The sequence below is a fragment of the Clostridium sp. CM028 genome, assembly GCF_030585565.1.
GTDB classification, from domain to species: domain Bacteria; phylum Bacillota; class Clostridia; order Clostridiales; family Clostridiaceae; genus Clostridium_AD; species Clostridium_AD estertheticum_B.
Window position 1 is genome coordinate 1,565,745 of record NZ_CP077766.1, and the last position, 16,064, is coordinate 1,581,808.

The 16,064-nt window shown below is 30.5% G+C and carries 16 protein-coding genes and 1 riboswitch; of the genes, 6 read left to right on the forward strand and 10 right to left on the reverse strand.

What is annotated here, in order from left to right; all coding sequences use genetic code 11:
* Positions 1 to 9: 9 nt before the first annotated feature.
* Positions 10 to 1,128: a histidinol-phosphate transaminase gene (locus KTC94_RS07380; protein WP_220286417.1), complete on the reverse strand. Its 1,119-nt coding sequence runs from the start codon at positions 1,126 to 1,128 to the stop codon at positions 10 to 12.
* A 69-nt stretch (positions 1,129 to 1,197) separates the two neighbouring features.
* Positions 1,198 to 2,031, reverse strand: coding sequence for a sirohydrochlorin cobaltochelatase (locus tag KTC94_RS07385; protein WP_165411539.1), 834 nt, complete (start codon positions 2,029 to 2,031; stop codon positions 1,198 to 1,200).
* A gap of 144 nt (positions 2,032 to 2,175) precedes the next feature.
* A riboswitch (cobalamin riboswitch) is annotated at positions 2,176 to 2,360 on the reverse strand.
* A 214-nt stretch (positions 2,361 to 2,574) separates the two neighbouring features.
* Between KTC94_RS07385 and KTC94_RS07390 the strand changes: the two genes are divergently transcribed.
* Positions 2,575 to 3,486, forward strand: coding sequence for a transposase (locus KTC94_RS07390; RefSeq protein ID WP_216303405.1), 912 nt, complete (start codon positions 2,575 to 2,577; stop codon positions 3,484 to 3,486).
* A gap of 322 nt (positions 3,487 to 3,808) precedes the next feature.
* Here KTC94_RS07390 and cobS read toward each other — a convergent pair whose 3' ends face one another.
* From cobS to KTC94_RS07410, 4 genes are all read right to left on the reverse strand, one after another.
* Complete coding sequence (gene cobS / locus KTC94_RS07395) at positions 3,809 to 4,561, reverse strand: adenosylcobinamide-GDP ribazoletransferase (protein WP_216303404.1); 753 nt, start codon at positions 4,559 to 4,561, stop codon at positions 3,809 to 3,811.
* A gap of 118 nt (positions 4,562 to 4,679) precedes the next feature.
* Positions 4,680 to 5,270, reverse strand: coding sequence for an alpha-ribazole phosphatase (gene cobC, locus KTC94_RS07400; RefSeq protein WP_220286418.1), 591 nt, complete (start codon positions 5,268 to 5,270; stop codon positions 4,680 to 4,682).
* A 19-nt stretch (positions 5,271 to 5,289) separates the two neighbouring features.
* The gene (gene cobT / locus KTC94_RS07405; RefSeq protein ID WP_216303402.1) at positions 5,290 to 6,372 is read right to left on the reverse strand and encodes a nicotinate-nucleotide--dimethylbenzimidazole phosphoribosyltransferase; all 1,083 of its coding nucleotides are present in this window, start codon (positions 6,370 to 6,372) and stop codon (positions 5,290 to 5,292) included.
* Between the two features lie 190 nt (positions 6,373 to 6,562).
* Positions 6,563 to 6,823 carry a DUF3892 domain-containing protein gene (locus tag KTC94_RS07410; protein ID WP_258280749.1) on the reverse strand — a complete coding sequence of 87 codons (261 nt, stop codon included), beginning with the start codon at positions 6,821 to 6,823 and terminating at the stop codon, positions 6,563 to 6,565.
* A 304-nt stretch (positions 6,824 to 7,127) separates the two neighbouring features.
* On the opposite strand from KTC94_RS07410, the gene KTC94_RS07415 reads away from it, so the two are divergent.
* From KTC94_RS07415 to KTC94_RS07425, 3 genes are all read left to right on the forward strand, one after another.
* Positions 7,128 to 7,787, forward strand: a complete 660-nt coding sequence (locus tag KTC94_RS07415; protein ID WP_220286420.1) for a metal ABC transporter ATP-binding protein — start codon at positions 7,128 to 7,130, stop codon at positions 7,785 to 7,787.
* A 9-nt stretch (positions 7,788 to 7,796) separates the two neighbouring features.
* The gene (locus tag KTC94_RS07420) at positions 7,797 to 8,594 is read left to right on the forward strand and encodes a metal ABC transporter permease (protein WP_165411532.1); all 798 of its coding nucleotides are present in this window, start codon (positions 7,797 to 7,799) and stop codon (positions 8,592 to 8,594) included.
* An 85-nt stretch (positions 8,595 to 8,679) separates the two neighbouring features.
* The gene (locus tag KTC94_RS07425) at positions 8,680 to 9,456 is read left to right on the forward strand and encodes a nitroreductase family protein (RefSeq protein ID WP_220319944.1); all 777 of its coding nucleotides are present in this window, start codon (positions 8,680 to 8,682) and stop codon (positions 9,454 to 9,456) included.
* Positions 9,457 to 9,618: 162 nt separating this feature from the next.
* Here KTC94_RS07425 and KTC94_RS07430 read toward each other — a convergent pair whose 3' ends face one another.
* On the reverse strand, positions 9,619 to 10,542 hold the full coding sequence (locus KTC94_RS07430; RefSeq protein WP_220319943.1) for an alpha/beta hydrolase: 924 nt from the start codon (positions 10,540 to 10,542) through the stop codon (positions 9,619 to 9,621).
* A gap of 362 nt (positions 10,543 to 10,904) precedes the next feature.
* Positions 10,905 to 11,261 (reverse strand): hypothetical protein, encoded by a 357-nt coding sequence (locus tag KTC94_RS07435; RefSeq protein ID WP_220286422.1) that lies wholly within the window; start codon positions 11,259 to 11,261, stop codon positions 10,905 to 10,907.
* Positions 11,262 to 11,443: 182 nt separating this feature from the next.
* Between KTC94_RS07435 and KTC94_RS07440 the strand changes: the two genes are divergently transcribed.
* Positions 11,444 to 12,046, forward strand: coding sequence for a flavin reductase family protein (locus tag KTC94_RS07440; protein ID WP_220286423.1), 603 nt, complete (start codon positions 11,444 to 11,446; stop codon positions 12,044 to 12,046).
* A 16-nt stretch (positions 12,047 to 12,062) separates the two neighbouring features.
* On the opposite strand, the gene KTC94_RS07445 is transcribed toward KTC94_RS07440, so the two are convergent.
* Together KTC94_RS07445 and KTC94_RS07450 are read right to left on the reverse strand one after the other, a co-directional pair.
* Positions 12,063 to 13,028, reverse strand: coding sequence for an SPFH domain-containing protein (locus tag KTC94_RS07445; protein ID WP_216302762.1), 966 nt, complete (start codon positions 13,026 to 13,028; stop codon positions 12,063 to 12,065).
* Between the two features lie 30 nt (positions 13,029 to 13,058).
* Positions 13,059 to 13,487, reverse strand: a complete 429-nt coding sequence (locus tag KTC94_RS07450; RefSeq protein ID WP_220286424.1) for an NfeD family protein — start codon at positions 13,485 to 13,487, stop codon at positions 13,059 to 13,061.
* Between the two features lie 430 nt (positions 13,488 to 13,917).
* On the opposite strand from KTC94_RS07450, the gene KTC94_RS07455 reads away from it, so the two are divergent.
* Complete coding sequence (locus KTC94_RS07455) at positions 13,918 to 15,828, forward strand: NAD(+) synthase (protein WP_220286425.1); 1,911 nt, start codon at positions 13,918 to 13,920, stop codon at positions 15,826 to 15,828.
* Positions 15,829 to 16,064 lie beyond the last annotated feature (236 nt).

The following is a 16,064-nucleotide window of genomic DNA, read 5'->3' on the forward strand; positions in this document are numbered from 1 at the left end:
AATGTGCAATTAGTTGTTAACTGTCCCCAATGTTTTCACTATCAATTCTAAGTTTTTCAAACACTGAATCAATTTTCTATTCCTATCATTATCCTTAATAGCAAGCCTTACATATTGTTTATCTAGTCCTCTAAAATTATCTGCTTTTCTTATAACAAATCCTTGAGCTAGGCATAGTTTATAAAGTGCCTCTGAGTCCAGTCCTTTTAATTTGCATAATACATAATTTCCATAGGTTAAATACACTTTATCTATAAATGAAATATTTTCAAGTGATCTTATAAACCTAGGCCTTTCCGCTCTTATCCACTCTTTGCTTTTTTCAATATAAACGTTATCTTTTAACACATGACGTGCAGCCATTTCTGCAAAACAGTTTATGTTCCAGGGGTTTTGTTTTTCTTTAACTTTTTTTAATAGGTCTACGTTACTACTTATTCCATACCCAAACCTTATACCAGGCATCGCAAAAAATTTGGTTAATGCTCTTATTATAAATAAACATTTGTATGTTTTAACTTTTTCACTGAAACTGTGCTGTGAATCTCCAGTAAATTCTATAAAAGCCTCATCTATTATTATGACTTTGTCGTTACATTCACAATATTCAAGAATTTTTTGAAACTCAGCCTTATTTATGATATTGCCATTGGGGTTATTCGGATTACCTAAAACCACACCTTCTACACTCTGTAATCTATTAAGAATATCCTCATAATCATAGGAAAGCTCAGCATATTCATGCTTTAATAAGGTATTCTCATTAATCTTCTCTTTTAAATAAGAATACTCTATACTACAATTCCACTTTTTAGCATCAATTTCGTACTCTACAAAAGATGGCACCACAATTAGTAGATTTTTATGACAAGCTATAACTAAGTCAATTATTTCTGCAGCCCCATTTCCTAAAACAAAATATTCTTTTGGGCAATCAATGTATTCTTTTAATTCTTTCAATACCTCCCTATATTGAATATCTGGATATCTTGTTAAAGCATCTACGGCTTCACTAATGTTATCAGTGAAACTTTTAGGAACCCCTAATGGATTAATATTAGAACTGTAATCTATTAATTCTCGCCCCTCAAGTAATCCATTAGTATAAACATCTCCACCATGTATCATTGAATACCTTCCTTTCTACTTGTAACTCTCATCTACCGTACTTTTGTTACTTATAACTTACGCAGAATTTTAATTTCCCTTATGTGTTTTCCCTACATTCTTAAACTTTTCATTAATTACATCATTAATGTGCTGTATATAAATGTCTTGAACGTCACTATTTTCCCCTAACCCATGCAGATATATTTTAACTTTAAACCCTTTTGCCTCTAAAATACTCTTCCAGGAGTCCTCTGCATCTCCCGCCATGTCATTCTTGGCATGGTCTCCTGCTACGAGCAGTAGTGGCATTAAAGTGACTTCGCTAATACTCTGAGTCGTAACATTAGGTATTACTCTTTCCAAAGTTGGATACCCTTCCACGGTTGCTACATGGACATTGTTAAAACCTCTATCCCTTAAAACGCTTTCAAAACAGCAATATACTGCATTTGCAATATGGTTTGTACCATGCCCCATCAAAATTACTGTATCCATTGGTTGCAATTGCTTTGATAGAGCATCCACCATTATTGAGTAATCATCTGGCACGCCTGCTTCTTCACCCTTAAAGCATAAAAGAGGTCTTCCTATTAAGATATTTTTAAATGCTTTACATTCTTTGTATCTATTAACTACATTATTTATATAATCAAATTCTACTCCAGGAATAACATGCAAAGGCTGAACAATTACCTCATTATATCCTTCGCTTTTTAACTTTTCCAAAGCTTCTTCTGGAGTATCTACATGAATATTATCCCTATTCTTAAGTACTCTAAGAATAATATGTGAAGTAAATGCTCTTCTTATATCATAATCTTCAAAAGTATGTCTTATTTTATCTTCTATTGCATCGATAGTTACTTTTCTTGCATCTTCATGTGTTGTTCCAAAACTTACAATTAAAATTGCCTTCTTCATTTCGATCATCCACCTTGCTAAATATTTTCCGAAATCTATCATAACATTTACATATAATGCTTTTTAAAACAAAAAAAATAGTACGCATACGATAGCGACTACTTTTTAATTAATCCATAATTAAATAGTTCTTTCCCTCCGAAAGCTTGTTAACATCATTTAGGCAGGTCTCCTGGCTTTTGATTCTTCCTTTAATTATCCTTCCTCATTTTTAATTTACGAAGTAGCATTTAAAAGTTTTTCATCAATTACAGTAGCGGGGGCTGCTGCGGATTTAAACCGCATTCCCTTTTCACCTATTTCAAGGCACCTAAAATCATATTCAATTCTCTATTAATTCTAGTTTATTATATTTAAGCCGTACTGTCAATATTTAGAGTGTCTCCTTAGTTTAATAGGCAAAAAAATGATTCAGAAAAATAGTTAGGGACGGTTAACAACTATTTAAATTATTTATATATATATATTAGCTTAAGATTATGAATATCATCCCGATTCATAGGCAATAATTCAAATAAAAATCTATGAGGAAGGGTGATTTTAATGCCAAGAAAGGCAAGAGAAAAAACAGATGACTCGATATTTCATATTATGTGCAAAAGTATCAGCGAAATAAATTTATTCAAGGATGATGAGGATAAGAACAAGTATTTATCACTTGTAAAAAAGTATAAATATCTCTATAATTTTAAAATCTACGGTTACTGTCTTATGGATAACCATTCTCATTTAATGATTGATGCTAATGGCACTGATATATCAAAGGCAATGCATGGAATAAATTTTTCTTATGCAATGTACTTTAATAAAAAATATAAAAGGGAAGGACATCTTTTTAAAGATAGATTTAAGAGTAAAATAGTTAATAATGAACGATATTTGAAGACTTTATCTCTATATATACACAATAATCCTACGGATATAGATGAATATAAAAATTGTCCTGAAAAATATGCTTTTTCTAGTCTAGCCATATTTTTAGGAAAAAGACATGATTCTTTTAAATTAGTTGATTATGGATTTATTATGAGCTCTTTTGGTAATAACCTAAAAAATGCAAGAAAGAATTACTATAATCTTGTCTTTCGCTGTAATGGAGAAAAATTAAAACAAGAAATAGAATTTAAAGATGAAAAATCAGAGTATAAATGTGAACGAAAAATACTTGTAAGGAACTTTAAGCCAGAAGATATAATAGAATATATAGCGTCAAAGATGAATGTATCAAAGACTCATCTTTATATGAAGTACAGCAGAAAGCTTGTACGGGCAAAAGCCTTAACCGTTGTTCTAATGAGGAGCCTCTGTAATTTTAAATCTAGCGATATATCCAGCACTCTTGGAAACATTACACAGGCTAGAGTATCAAAATTAAGCACTATTGGCATCGAATTAATTGGAACAGAAGATAAATATGAGAATATTATCATGGATTTTATTAAACGTTATGCTTAGTAATAATTTATTAATATAATCTTCAATATTATGATTAATAACTTAATGACAATCATTAAAATTCATTCTAATTATTTACTTTAACCTACCTATTTATTAAATCTGTTATATTAAATAAAAAAAATTAGAATAACAGATGGATATATGCATTTAATAAACATGGACAAGTATCAAAAATATACATTTTACTTATGTATAATATAAAAATAATTAAAATTAGTGTTCAATAAATTAATTCAACGATAAAAAGGTACAAGTTTCCATAAACAACTTGCACCCAATTATAATATAAATAATTGTTAACCGTCCCCATTATCTTACCTTAACTTATTGCTATAAATAAGATCATAGTTAGAATTTCAACTAATTCATTATTAGCTCCTAAGCTATCTCCCGTAAGTCCCGTAATTTTACTCTCGCAAAACTTATTAAATAGGAAACTTAAAAGTAACGCTGATAGTATCAATATAACACTTTTGTTAAATCCTATTAATAAGGTTCCAAATACAATAGTTATAATACCTGAAATTACCACCCTTTTGATGTCAATATTTCCAATAAATATATTACCCGAGCCTGTTTCTTTAGCATTCTTACCAATAAAAGATATAAAAACAACGGTAAATCTTGCAATTATTGGCGTTGCAATTAATATGAGTGGTAAATTCTTTCCTATGATAGTGCAGACCGCTGCATATCGTGCTAACATATCAAATACTATAGCAATAGTTGCATAAGTGCCTACTGTGCTGTCCTTCATAATTTCTATTATTTTATGTTTGTCTCCTTTAAACGAAAAGAAACCATCACAAGTATCTCCAAGTCCATCCACATGTAATCCTCCAGTAATAACTATCGGTATAATAACTACAAATATTGCTGTAATATCTACTGGCAGCACTTTTATTAATATATAATAAGTTATCCACTGGACAATTCCTATAAATAATCCTACCACCGGAAAAAATACAGATCCCCGCCTAAAGTTTTCCTTGTCACAGTTTAAACTTTTATTTATAGGTATCCGTGTGAAGAATTGGAAAAACAGTAAAAAATCATTTAAATATTCTCTCATTTTATTTGCTCGCAAAGACTTGTCCTTGCAAAGCTCACCTCTTTCCTAAATAGTAATGTTTATTTTAATTTTAAAGTTAATCGGCAAGAACTAAATATACCTCAAATCAATTTTCTAACTATGCATTATGAATAATAGCATCAATATATAAATTACCATATTCATATTTTATAATGCTTATATCCCCATTTTTACAACCAAATTTCCAAAACAAATCTATATTTTCATTCATAATATAACAATATATAGCTCTTATGACTCCCGAATGAGCGCATATTAAAATATTATCGCATTCTAGCTTTTTAATATGCTCCATAAAGTTCTTAACTCTTTCACATAGTTTAATATAACTTTCTCCATTCGGAGGTACAAATTCTTTCCAATTATTTTGCCAACAAATACACTGTTGGGGATATGAAACTTTAATTTCCTCGTATGTTTTCCCTTCAAAATCTCCAAAATCAGTTTCATTTATTCTATTATCTTGTATAACTGCAATTTCCTGTTGTCCTAAAACTAACTTTGCCATCTCTAAAGTTCTTTTTTTATCACTAACGTATACTCTATCTAATTTTATGCCATCAAAGAAATCTTTAGCCTTATTGCCTTGAGCTATGCCAATTTCATTTAGACTTATATCCAAATTACCATAATAAGACCCTTTTCTATTTTCTTCAGTCTGGCCATGTCTTAACAAATAAATATTCATAAATTCTCACACCTAAATTTTACCCTACGGTATTCTCCCTTATATCTATATACTTTTTACTATCAAGCGTTGCCTCTTCAAATGTCCCCATATTATCCATAGTGAAAAGCGCCGCCTCAATTATATTAAAAGCAAGTGGACAACCTGACCCTTCCCCCAGTCTCATGTTCAAATTAAGCATAGGTTTTAATCCTATTTCCTTCATTATAAAAGCTGCCCCCGGTTCCGCAGATAAGTGAGATGCAAATATATATTCCTTCACTAATGGGTTTAGTCTATAAGCACATAATGCAGCTGCTGAGGCTATAAATCCATCAATAACAATAGGCACCCTATTCTTCGCAGCTGACAGGAAGCACCCACATAGTCCCGCAATATCAAATCCTCCAACTTTTGAAAGTACATCGATAACATCATTTTTATCTGGTTTATTTACTTCAATAGCTTTCTTAATTACCCTCTTTTTATTAATAAATTGCTCCTGCGTAATTCCTGAACCTTTACCTACTGACACCTCTACTTCAAGTCCTGAAAGAACGCTCAAAATTGCTGCACTTGTGGCAGTATTTCCTACCCCCATTTCCCCGGTACCAAACAAATCATACCCCTTACGCGCTAAATCATCAACTGTATCGATTCCAACCTCTATAGCTTTAATTGTTTGCTCCCTAGTCATTGCGGGCCCCTTCATCATGTTCATGGTACCATATGCAATTTTTTTATTTACAATTTTAGGATTGTTAAAGTCTGCATCAACGCCTATATCTACAACTGTAATCTCACTTCCAACAAATTTTGATAAAACATATACACCCGTGATTTTTTTAGTGAAATTATTAGTAACTATAGCCGTTACGTTTTTAGGACAGTTAGACACATCTTCTTCCACCACTCCATTATCGCTGCACATTATAACTACATTCTTTTTATTAATTTTATTATGTATGTCTCCAGTAATCCCTGCCATCTTAGCTATAATATTTTCTATTTCACCAAGACTTCCTATAGGTTTTGATAAACTATCAAGTCTATCCCACGCTTTTTTCATAGCCTCTTTATTTAGTGGTTTAATGCACTGTAATGTGTTGTTTAGCAATACCATTTGTTTACCCTCCTGCTTATATAGTTATTACATAATATTAACACATTTAAACACACCTTCCCCCTTTTTCAAAGGAAAAACTTTTTGGATATAAATTACAGCTAACAACTAATGTGAATTAGTTGTTAACCGTCCCTCATTAAAAACATTAAAAAACAGGGACATTCGTTATCCCTGTTTTTTAATGTTTTTAATAGATATCATTATCATCTATAACTGGTAAATTGTCTAAATTATTGGATTTATCTTGATCAGGTAGACTTTTTAAAAATTCTTCACCTTTTTTTGAAGTTGAGACAGATACTCCAATTATATTTCCTTGTTTTGCAAGCAGCACTGCTTGTTCTTTTGAAACTATTTCTCCATTTTCAAGTTCGTAAGCTGTAATTTCTCCTTGATTGTCTTTCGCTACTCTACTAATAACATGAGCTGAGATTTCGTTTTTATTCAAAATAACACTACCTTTCTTAATACATATAAACATGTATCTCTTATTGGTAGATACTTAAACAATATTATATATACTTTTAAATTAAGTATCGCCATATACAGTTTTACCAATTATATAAATTTTATGAAAAATATTAATATATTTATTTACCAATAACACTAAGAGATTATTGCAAGTTATTCGCATTTGGGTGTATACTATTTGTTGCTACTATTTTTGTGCACATATTATTATTGCCTTTTGCATAGTTAATTTTGTAATAATTAATAGTTGTTAACTGAAAGAATTAGTGAGGAGGATTTACATGATTAACATAAAAAATTTATGTTTTACATATACAAATTCAAAGCCATATATATTAGATAAGGTTAATCTTAAAATTGAAAAAGGTAGCTACGTCTCAATACTAGGTGAAAATGGTAGTGCCAAGAGTACTTTAGTTAAATTAATATTGAACTTATTAAAACCTAATAGTGGTCAAATTATTATATTTACTTCTAAAATCGCATATGTAGCGCAAAAAGTTGAAAATTTTAATGCGCAGTTTCCTATAACAGTTTATGAGATGCTAAATTGCCACAGGAAAGTATTAAAGCTTAAAGATAAAAGTTTAATTTTAAAAAGTCTGCAAGCTGTAGGTATGGAAAGTCATACTCATACGCTTATTGGAAATCTTTCTGGAGGTCAGCAACAAAAAATCTTTATTGCTAGAAGTTTAATTGGTGACCCTGAGTTATTAATTTTAGATGAGCCTTCTACTGGTGTAGACATTCAAAGTATGGAAGATATATATAGAATTATTAAAGGCTTAAATAAAAACCTAGGTATTACAGTTGTTTCTGTAGAACATAATTTAAAAGCTGCATTAGATAATTCAACTGATATTTTTGAAATGGGTAATGGTAGCGGAATACTTTATAATATACATAATTATAAAAACAAATTAAATGAAGAAAGGGGGTAACATTACTTTATGTTTGAATATGGTTTTATGCAAAATGCTTTAATTGCATCAGTTTTAATTTCTATTTTGTTCCCAATTGTAGGGGTTTTTCTTGTATTAAAAAGGTATTCCATGATGGGAGATACTATGTCGCACGCCTCCTTCGCTGGGGTGGCTATTGGCTTAGTTCTTGGATATAACCCCATAATTTGTGCTTTTGTTTTTACAGCTCTATGCGGTTTATCTATTGAATTTTTAAGAGATTATTATAAAAAATACGCAGAATTGATTTTGGCAATTTTACTTACATTTAGTGTAGGTGTTGGTATAACTTTAGTAAGTACAGGCAAAGCAGGTGCCAATGTTAATTCTTATTTATTTGGAAGCATTCTGACTGTTACAAAAAATGATTTATACATAATGCTTGTACTTAGTATTATTTCTATAGTAACTCTACTTTCTTTATATAATCAATTATTATATATTACCTTCGATGAAGAGGGTGCTAAGGTTTCTGGTGTAAAAGTTAAGGTGATTAACTATGTTTTTGCGCTACTCGTAGGCGCTACTATTTCAGCATCGCTAAGAATACTTGGAATACTTGTTATGTCCTCTATGATAGCGTTACCTGTAGCAACATCACTGCAGCTCAATAAAGGTTTTAAGCATACCCTACTTTACTCAATAATGTTCGGATTTATTGACATAATTTTAGGACTTCTTATATCTTACTACATAAACTGTGCCCCTGGGGGAACTATAGCCCTGACTTCTGTCTTTGTCTTAGTACTTGTAATCGGCAGCAAAAAAGCATTGTCTAGAGTTTAATTGTCACCTGTGCAGCCGTTCATCATATTCGATGCTGTAATATTAAATAGCAGTCGAAAATTTAGATAAAGTAGAGGAATTTATTATGATACAAGCTATAAATTTAAGAAAATCCATAAGAAATTATAAAGATAAAAAAATATCCGGGGAACATTTGCAAAAGATTAAAACTATTATAAATGATGCTAAACCTTTGTTTGACAATATACCTATGGAAGTATTACTAATTGAAGATGGTGAAAAAATTACGGATACATTTAAAGGTCTTATTTCCAAATATACAAAAGTTAAAGCTCCACATTATTTAGCCTTTACTTCCGAAATTAAGGAAGGTCATTTAGAGAATATAGGCTTCATTGGTGAGGAAATAGTTCTTAAGTTAACAGAGCTTGGTATTGGAACTTGTTGGTTAGGAAGTGCGATTAAACAGGAGTTATTTAAAACAATATTCAAAGTAAAAGACAAACAAAGTTATATAATTTTAGTTGCTTTTGGGTACCCAACTTCTCAATTAAAACCAGTTGTAAATAGAAAGAGATTTAATAAAATCAAACTAGTTACTGGTGATTATGAAAATCAATATGAAACTATAATACAATCACTTATTGATGCCCCCTCTGCAATTAACTCTCAACCTTGGAAATTATCAATTAACAATAATAAATTTGACTTATATCTAGATAACAGAAATATTTTAACTAAAAAGATGCTTAAAGACACCAACCGTATAGATATGGGCATAGGGCTTAGTCATTTATATAATTCGGCAATTGAATTAGGCTATAAGGTCGAACTAAAGCAAAGTTATCATGACGTAGGCAACTCCCTTTATATTCTTAGTGCCATATTAAATAAATCTTAATTAATATATTGACGTTTGCAACTTGTAAACATATAATATTCACAAGTTCACTCTACAGAAGTTATTAAGTTAAATTAAATTTTCAATAGATATTTCTTAAAATTAAAAGCAACAGTAGACAATACCCATGTCTCCTGTTGCTTTTACTATTTTATAATAAACTCAATGTTCCTTAATCCATCTTATTACATCCACAATTACTTCTTCCTTGTTGGTTTCATTAAGCATCTCATGTCTTCCATTCTTATAAAGTTTATAAGTTAAATCCTTGATCCCATGTCGTTTATAAGTCTTAACCAGTTTTAGAACACCCTTTCCATTCTTTCCTACGGGATCTTTATCTCCCGAGAAAATATAAATGGGTAAATCTTTAGGAATATTTTTAATTTCCTTGTCGTCAGCTATACCCTTTAGTCCACCTAAAAAATCATAGAAAAATCCCGTTGTAAAAACCGTCCCACAGAATGGATCGTCTATATATTTATCTACTTGTTTGTTATCCCTACTTAACCAATCGAATGCTGTTCTATTTGGTTTAAAAGAATTGTTATACCTTCCAAAAGATAACCTATCTAGTTTCTTGCTTTTTGCAATTTTTCCATTTTTCTTAATCTCTCTTTTTGCTATTAGTCTTGCTATCTCTATAATAATTCCCTGTTTGCCGCAGGATCCTGAAATAATTGCCCCCTTTAATCCACTTCCATATAAACAAATATATCTTTGTGTTAAGAAAGATCCCATACTATGCCCAAATAAAAATATAGGTAAATTAGGATTTTCTTCTTTAATCTTCTCATTTAGTTCATGCATATTTTCAACCATCGAATTAAATCCATTCTCACCTAATTCTCCTAGTTTTCGGACTTCGCCTGCAGTTTTTCCATGCCCTCTATGGTCATTAGCATAAACAATGAACCCATCATTTGTTAGCGCACTTGCAAAATTTTCGTACCTAGCTGCTGTCTCTGCCATTCCATGAGCTATCTGAACTATCCCCTTAATTTGTACGTTCACATTAGGTAGCCATTTGTACACAAATATCTCTAAGTCACCCTTATCTTTAAACTTAAAATTTTCTACTATCATAACTTCATCCCCTATTTATATTTTGAAATGTCATTAAATCATCTCCTGGGTCGCTACAATATTAGCGACTTCAGAAGGAGATTTATACTCCCACTGAAGTTTTCTCTTTGTTATAGTATTGAACTCCCCCTTATATAAGCGGAAGGCTTTCCTTCTGAAATGTCGTTAAACACAAAAAGCCACACTAATTAATCCATTATTTAACAGATTGGTTAGTGTAGCTCTCATTTTTTTTAGCAATATTTCATATTTCACATTTACTCTCATATAAATTATATCACTAAACTATATATTTGCAAAGTAATATTATTTAAATAATTAATTAATATTGCATTAAAGTATCTTTTTTAACATATTACCATTTATTTCTCCAGGACCTCATAGTTAACCTCTATATATTTATCTTTATCGTAGAATTTCTCTGATTGCCCATAAACCCGCACTTTTGTTTCCACAGCGTTTTCTTCAATATATTGTGCAGTGTTTAAAGCTACATCAATAGTTTTATCTATTACAACAGCGGTTACTGCTGCTGTTATTTTCACAGCTTTATCAATCCCTTTAGAAGCTATCGTAGCATACTCCTTAGTGTTTATGGCTAATTTTTCGTTTCCTGAGATTTCCGCTATAGATGATATAACATTACCCGTTAGTTTAACACTATATCCCGCGGTATTTCCAACTAATTTTCCAAAACCATATATTATTTTTCCTGCCATCGTCATAATTATCACCATACCTATATTTATATACACTTATTATACCATATTATCAAAAAATTATTATTAATAACCTTTTTTAAAGACTTCTTTAAATCAATTTACTCTCATCTGTATAAATCTTTTAAGGTATTGTATAATGGGTAATGTTATACAATATAAAGATATAGGAGTGAAAATATATGACAAAAACTATATTTAAAGGCAGTGCAATGTTAAACCCTGTTCCCGTGGTATTAATCACCTCAAAAAATAAAGAGGGAAAAATAAACGTTTTTACAGTAGGGTGGATAGGAATGGCTTGTACTAAACCACCAATGATAACTGTAGCCATAAGACCCGACAGACTTTCTTATGAATATATAAAAGAAAGTGGTGACTTTGTAGTAAATCTACCTAATTCTAGAATGGTTCGTGAAGTTGATTATTGCGGGGTACGCTCTGGTAAGCAAATAGATAAAATTCACGAAATGAACTTCACTATTGAAAATGGCAAGGATGTCATAGCGCCTCTAATTTCTGAATGCTCAATAGCTTTAGAGTGCAAAGTTAAAAGCATTACACCTTTAGGTACCCATGATTTATTTTTAGCTGAAATTGTGAATACTCATGTAGATAATAGCTTAATAGATGCTTCTGGAAAAATTCATTTTGAAAAGGCAGATCTTATTACCTATTCTCATGGCGAGTATTTTAGTGTTAATTCTAACGCTTTAGGAAAATTTGGTTATTCAGTTCAGAAAAAAAACAATAAATCTCATTCAAAAAATAAAAAGAAAGCCTGATCGCTCAGGCTTTCTTTTATATTGATTTATTTTCACAGTTCTTATTCATTTTTAACATATCAGCTATGGCTGCTATACTGCCTAAACTTGACAATGTTTCATTTGGAAGTATAAGTTTATTAGCTGGATTTTTTGCCATTTCTTTAAGAGCTTCTATCTGTTTTAATGCTATTACTGTTTCATTTGTACCTGACTCTATAATAGCTGTATTTATTTTTCTTATTGCATCTGCTTCTGCAATTGCAATAGTCTCTATAGCACGAGCTTTACCCTCTGCTTCAAGAAGTTGAGATTCCTTCATTCCTTCTGCATGTCTAATATTTGCTTGTTTTTCAGCCTCTGCATTTAATATTTGAGCTTGCTTATGTCCTTCAGCTTTTTCAATTAGACTTTGTTTTTCACCTTCTGCTGTAAGAATAAATGCTCTCTTATCTCTCTCTGCTCTCATTTGTTTTTCCATAGCCTGTTGAATTTCAGCCGGTGGAATTATATTTTTAATTTCTACAGATAATATTTTTATTCCATAAGCATCCGTGATTTCATCGATTATTTCAAGAAGCTTAGAATTTATTCTATCTCTTCCTGATAATACTTCATCTAAAGTCAAATCTCCCACGATATTTCTCATATTAGTTATAGTTGAGTAAACTATACCTGATTTATAATCCTCAATATTGTAGACCGCGTCCCTTGAGTTAATAACCTTATAAAATATAACATTATCAATCGATATATTAACATTATCCTTAGTTATAACATTCTGTGGTTGTATGTCTAATATTTGCTGCTTAGTAGAAATCCTTCTTCTAACAAAATCTGCAAATACAATTGTAAAATGCCAGCCTGGTTCTAGTATCCTATGAAACTGACCAAATCTTTCTACTAAATACACAGATCCAGTATTAACAATCTTAATCGATGATAAAATCATTATAACTATTACAAATAATATAAACAAGCCTATAACTGTTCCTATTCCCATTACAAATTCCCCCTTATATTTTAATATATCTTATACTTTAGTTATTAGTAATTTATTCCCTTCTATACCGATAACTTGAACTGATTCACCTTTTTTCAAAGGTTTTCCAACATTTTTTACAGTCCAATAAATCCCTTGAAACTTAATGTTTGCTTTTTCATCAATATCTTTTGTTATTGTAAATTCTTTCCCAACATACCCTTCCTCCATAGTTAAAGTTTTTTTCACAGTTTTTTTTATAGTTTTCTTGACTATAGGATAACCCACAGCCATAACCACTGCACTAACTGCTACAAAAACAATTGCTTGAACAATTATTGATGCACTTAGCCCAATAGCAATTATTGCCGCCATTGCACCTACAGCAAACCATATAAACATAAAACTACTAGTTGTAATATCAATAACTAATGCTGCTAATGCTACAACTATCCAAAATATCATCGGCGTCCAGTTCATGTTGTACCCCCTTACGAATATCACTTAATATTATACGCTCTTTTCAACTACGTATTACTAACTTCTATCTTAATTATACATCTTCTGTGCATTTTATAATACAATTTTATTATGTTACTACAATAATTATATATTTTATGTTTTATATATTAAACTTAATAAAGTTTAATATTAGTGCATTATACATCTTCTTATTGTTTTAGACTTCTTCTTTCTCATGTCTGCTCTCATTCTCTTCACAATTAAAATTGTCACAATAGCAAGGGACAGTTAACAACTATTAAAAAGGCAATAAAAAATAATGGTAAAATAATCATTAACCGACCCTACTAATCTAGCTAATATGATATAATTTCAGTAAATATTTATTATTTAAAGTCAATTTTACATATACTATATTTGAAAAACTAAAGAAAGGTCGTGAATTAGTTTGGAAACTTCTTTTATAAAGGTTTCTGTTGCTTGTCCAATTGTAAATGTAGCAGATATAGAATTTAACTTAATCAACATAAGAAACTGCATTAATCAGGCTTATGATGAGAAATCAAAATTCATAGTTTTCCCAGAACTTTGCATAACAGCTTACACATGTGCGGATTTATTTTTACAACATCAGCTAATTGAAAAATCTGAAAATGCAATTAAATCTCTATGTGAGTTTTCTAAAAATAAAGATATCCTAATTGCTGTAGGGTCTCCTTTATACTATAACAATTCTCTATATAATTGTGCTTATATAATATTTAATGGTAAACTTTTAGGAATAGTACCAAAAAGCTATATTCCAAATTACTCTGAGTTTTATGAAAAAAGATGGTTTACTGAAGGTCTTGGCCTCATAAGCAAAACCGTAAACCTTTCTTTTGCAAAAGGCATCCCTTTTGGGACAAATTTATTATTTACCAGTGGCAATATTAAATTTGGTTTTGAAATTTGTGAAGACCTTTGGGTAACTATTCCTCCAAGCAGCTATTTAGCTCTTCAAGGTGCAAATATAATTGCTAATCTATCTGCATCAAATGAATTAGTTAGCAAAGCTGATTATAGAAAATCCTTAGTTTCATCCCAGAGCGCAAGATGTATGTGTTCTTATTTATATGCATCCTCTGGTGTTTTTGAATCCTCTACAGATTTACTTTTCAGTGGCCATCTTTTAATTAGCGAAAATGGTTTAGTATTAAAAGAAAATAATAGATTTCAAAGAGAAAATGAAGTTGTTACTTCAATTATTGATATAGATAAATTAAACAGTGAAAGATTAAAAAATACCAGTTTTAGAAATAGCATTTCTATATGCCCTTTTGAAGCATGTGAAATTCCTTTTGAATTTGGGAGTGCAGGTTTTGGCGTTTTTGATAGAAATATTGATAAGCATCCTTTCGTTCCTTCTAATTTATATAAACGTGAAATACGTTGCAAGGAAATATTTAATATTCAATCCTCAGCCCTTGCTAAAAGATTCTCTTATACTGGTCTTAACAAGGCTATTATTGGGATTTCTGGTGGGCTTGATTCAACTTTAGCATTACTCGTTATAGTTAAAACCTTCGACCTGTTAAAAATACCCAGAAAAAATATTATTACTATAACTATGCCTGGTTTTGGAACTACAGATAGGACTTATATGAATGCAATAAACCTATGTAAAAATTTAGGAACAGAACTCAGAGAAATTAATATAGTAGATGCATGTCTGATGCATTTTAAAGACATAGATCATCCAGTGGAAAAACATGATATAACTTATGAAAATGTTCAAGCGAGAGAAAGAACTCAAATTCTTATGGATGTTGCAAATAAGGAAGGTGGACTCTTAATAGGTACTGGAGATTTATCAGAACTCGCCTTAGGTTGGTGCACATATAATGGTGATCATATGTCTATGTATTCCGTAAACTGCTCAATCCCTAAGACTTTGGTGAGATATTTAGTTAAATATGTAGCAGATAAAGAAGCTTCAAAGGAAGTAACAGACATTCTTTTAGATATCCTTAACACTCCTATAAGTCCTGAACTTCTACCCAAAGATAAGAACGGTCAAATAACTCAAAAAACTGAAGACATAGTAGGACCATATGAATTACACGACTTTTTCCTTTATTATTTTATGAAGCAAGGTACTTCGCCAAGTAAAATATTATTTTTAGCTAAGGAAGCCTTCAAAGCTGATTACTGCGAAAAAGATATACGCAAATGGTTAGATAAATTTATAAAAAGATTCTTTACCCAACAATTTAAACGTTCAGCTCTGCCAGACGGTCCAAAAGTAGGAACTATAAGTGTATCCCCAAGAGGAGATCTTAGAATGCCGTCAGATGCTAGTTTTAATTCTTTCCTTTAGATTTCTGAAAAAAGTGCATATATTTTGTGAAGTTTATATAACAACCTTTACAAAATATGTGTACTTTTTCATTTATAAATATCTACAATTAATCCTGAAATTTCATCAATAGTGTTTATATATTTGCCTATTTTTTTTATAATAGTATACTTATATGGTAACTATTATAGATTAAAAGTATAGGTTCATACTTTTAAGGGCATTTCTATTGATATAATCAAAAATTTAAACTATTT

Coding starts and splice junctions, on each gene's coding strand:
- KTC94_RS07435 (WP_220286422.1), bottom strand. CDS start 11,261: ATGGCAGGAAAAATAATATATGGTTTTGGAAAATTAGTTGGAAATACC.
- KTC94_RS07430 (WP_220319943.1), bottom strand. CDS start 10,542: ATGATAGTAGAAAATTTTAAGTTTAAAGATAAGGGTGACTTAGAGATA.
- cobS (WP_216303404.1), bottom strand. CDS start 4,561: ATGAGAGAATATTTAAATGATTTTTTACTGTTTTTCCAATTCTTCACA.
- KTC94_RS07420 (WP_165411532.1), top strand. CDS start 7,797: ATGTTTGAATATGGTTTTATGCAAAATGCTTTAATTGCATCAGTTTTA.
- KTC94_RS07425 (WP_220319944.1), top strand. CDS start 8,680: ATGATACAAGCTATAAATTTAAGAAAATCCATAAGAAATTATAAAGAT.
- cobC (WP_220286418.1), bottom strand. CDS start 5,270: ATGAATATTTATTTGTTAAGACATGGCCAGACTGAAGAAAATAGAAAA.
- KTC94_RS07385 (WP_165411539.1), bottom strand. CDS start 2,031: ATGAAGAAGGCAATTTTAATTGTAAGTTTTGGAACAACACATGAAGAT.
- KTC94_RS07445 (WP_216302762.1), bottom strand. CDS start 13,028: ATGGGAATAGGAACAGTTATAGGCTTGTTTATATTATTTGTAATAGTT.
- KTC94_RS07415 (WP_220286420.1), top strand. CDS start 7,128: ATGATTAACATAAAAAATTTATGTTTTACATATACAAATTCAAAGCCA.
- KTC94_RS07450 (WP_220286424.1), bottom strand. CDS start 13,487: ATGAACTGGACGCCGATGATATTTTGGATAGTTGTAGCATTAGCAGCA.
- KTC94_RS07390 (WP_216303405.1), top strand. CDS start 2,575: ATGCCAAGAAAGGCAAGAGAAAAAACAGATGACTCGATATTTCATATT.
- cobT (WP_216303402.1), bottom strand. CDS start 6,372: ATGGTATTGCTAAACAACACATTACAGTGCATTAAACCACTAAATAAA.
- KTC94_RS07380 (WP_220286417.1), bottom strand. CDS start 1,128: ATGATACATGGTGGAGATGTTTATACTAATGGATTACTTGAGGGGCGA.
- KTC94_RS07440 (WP_220286423.1), top strand. CDS start 11,444: ATGACAAAAACTATATTTAAAGGCAGTGCAATGTTAAACCCTGTTCCC.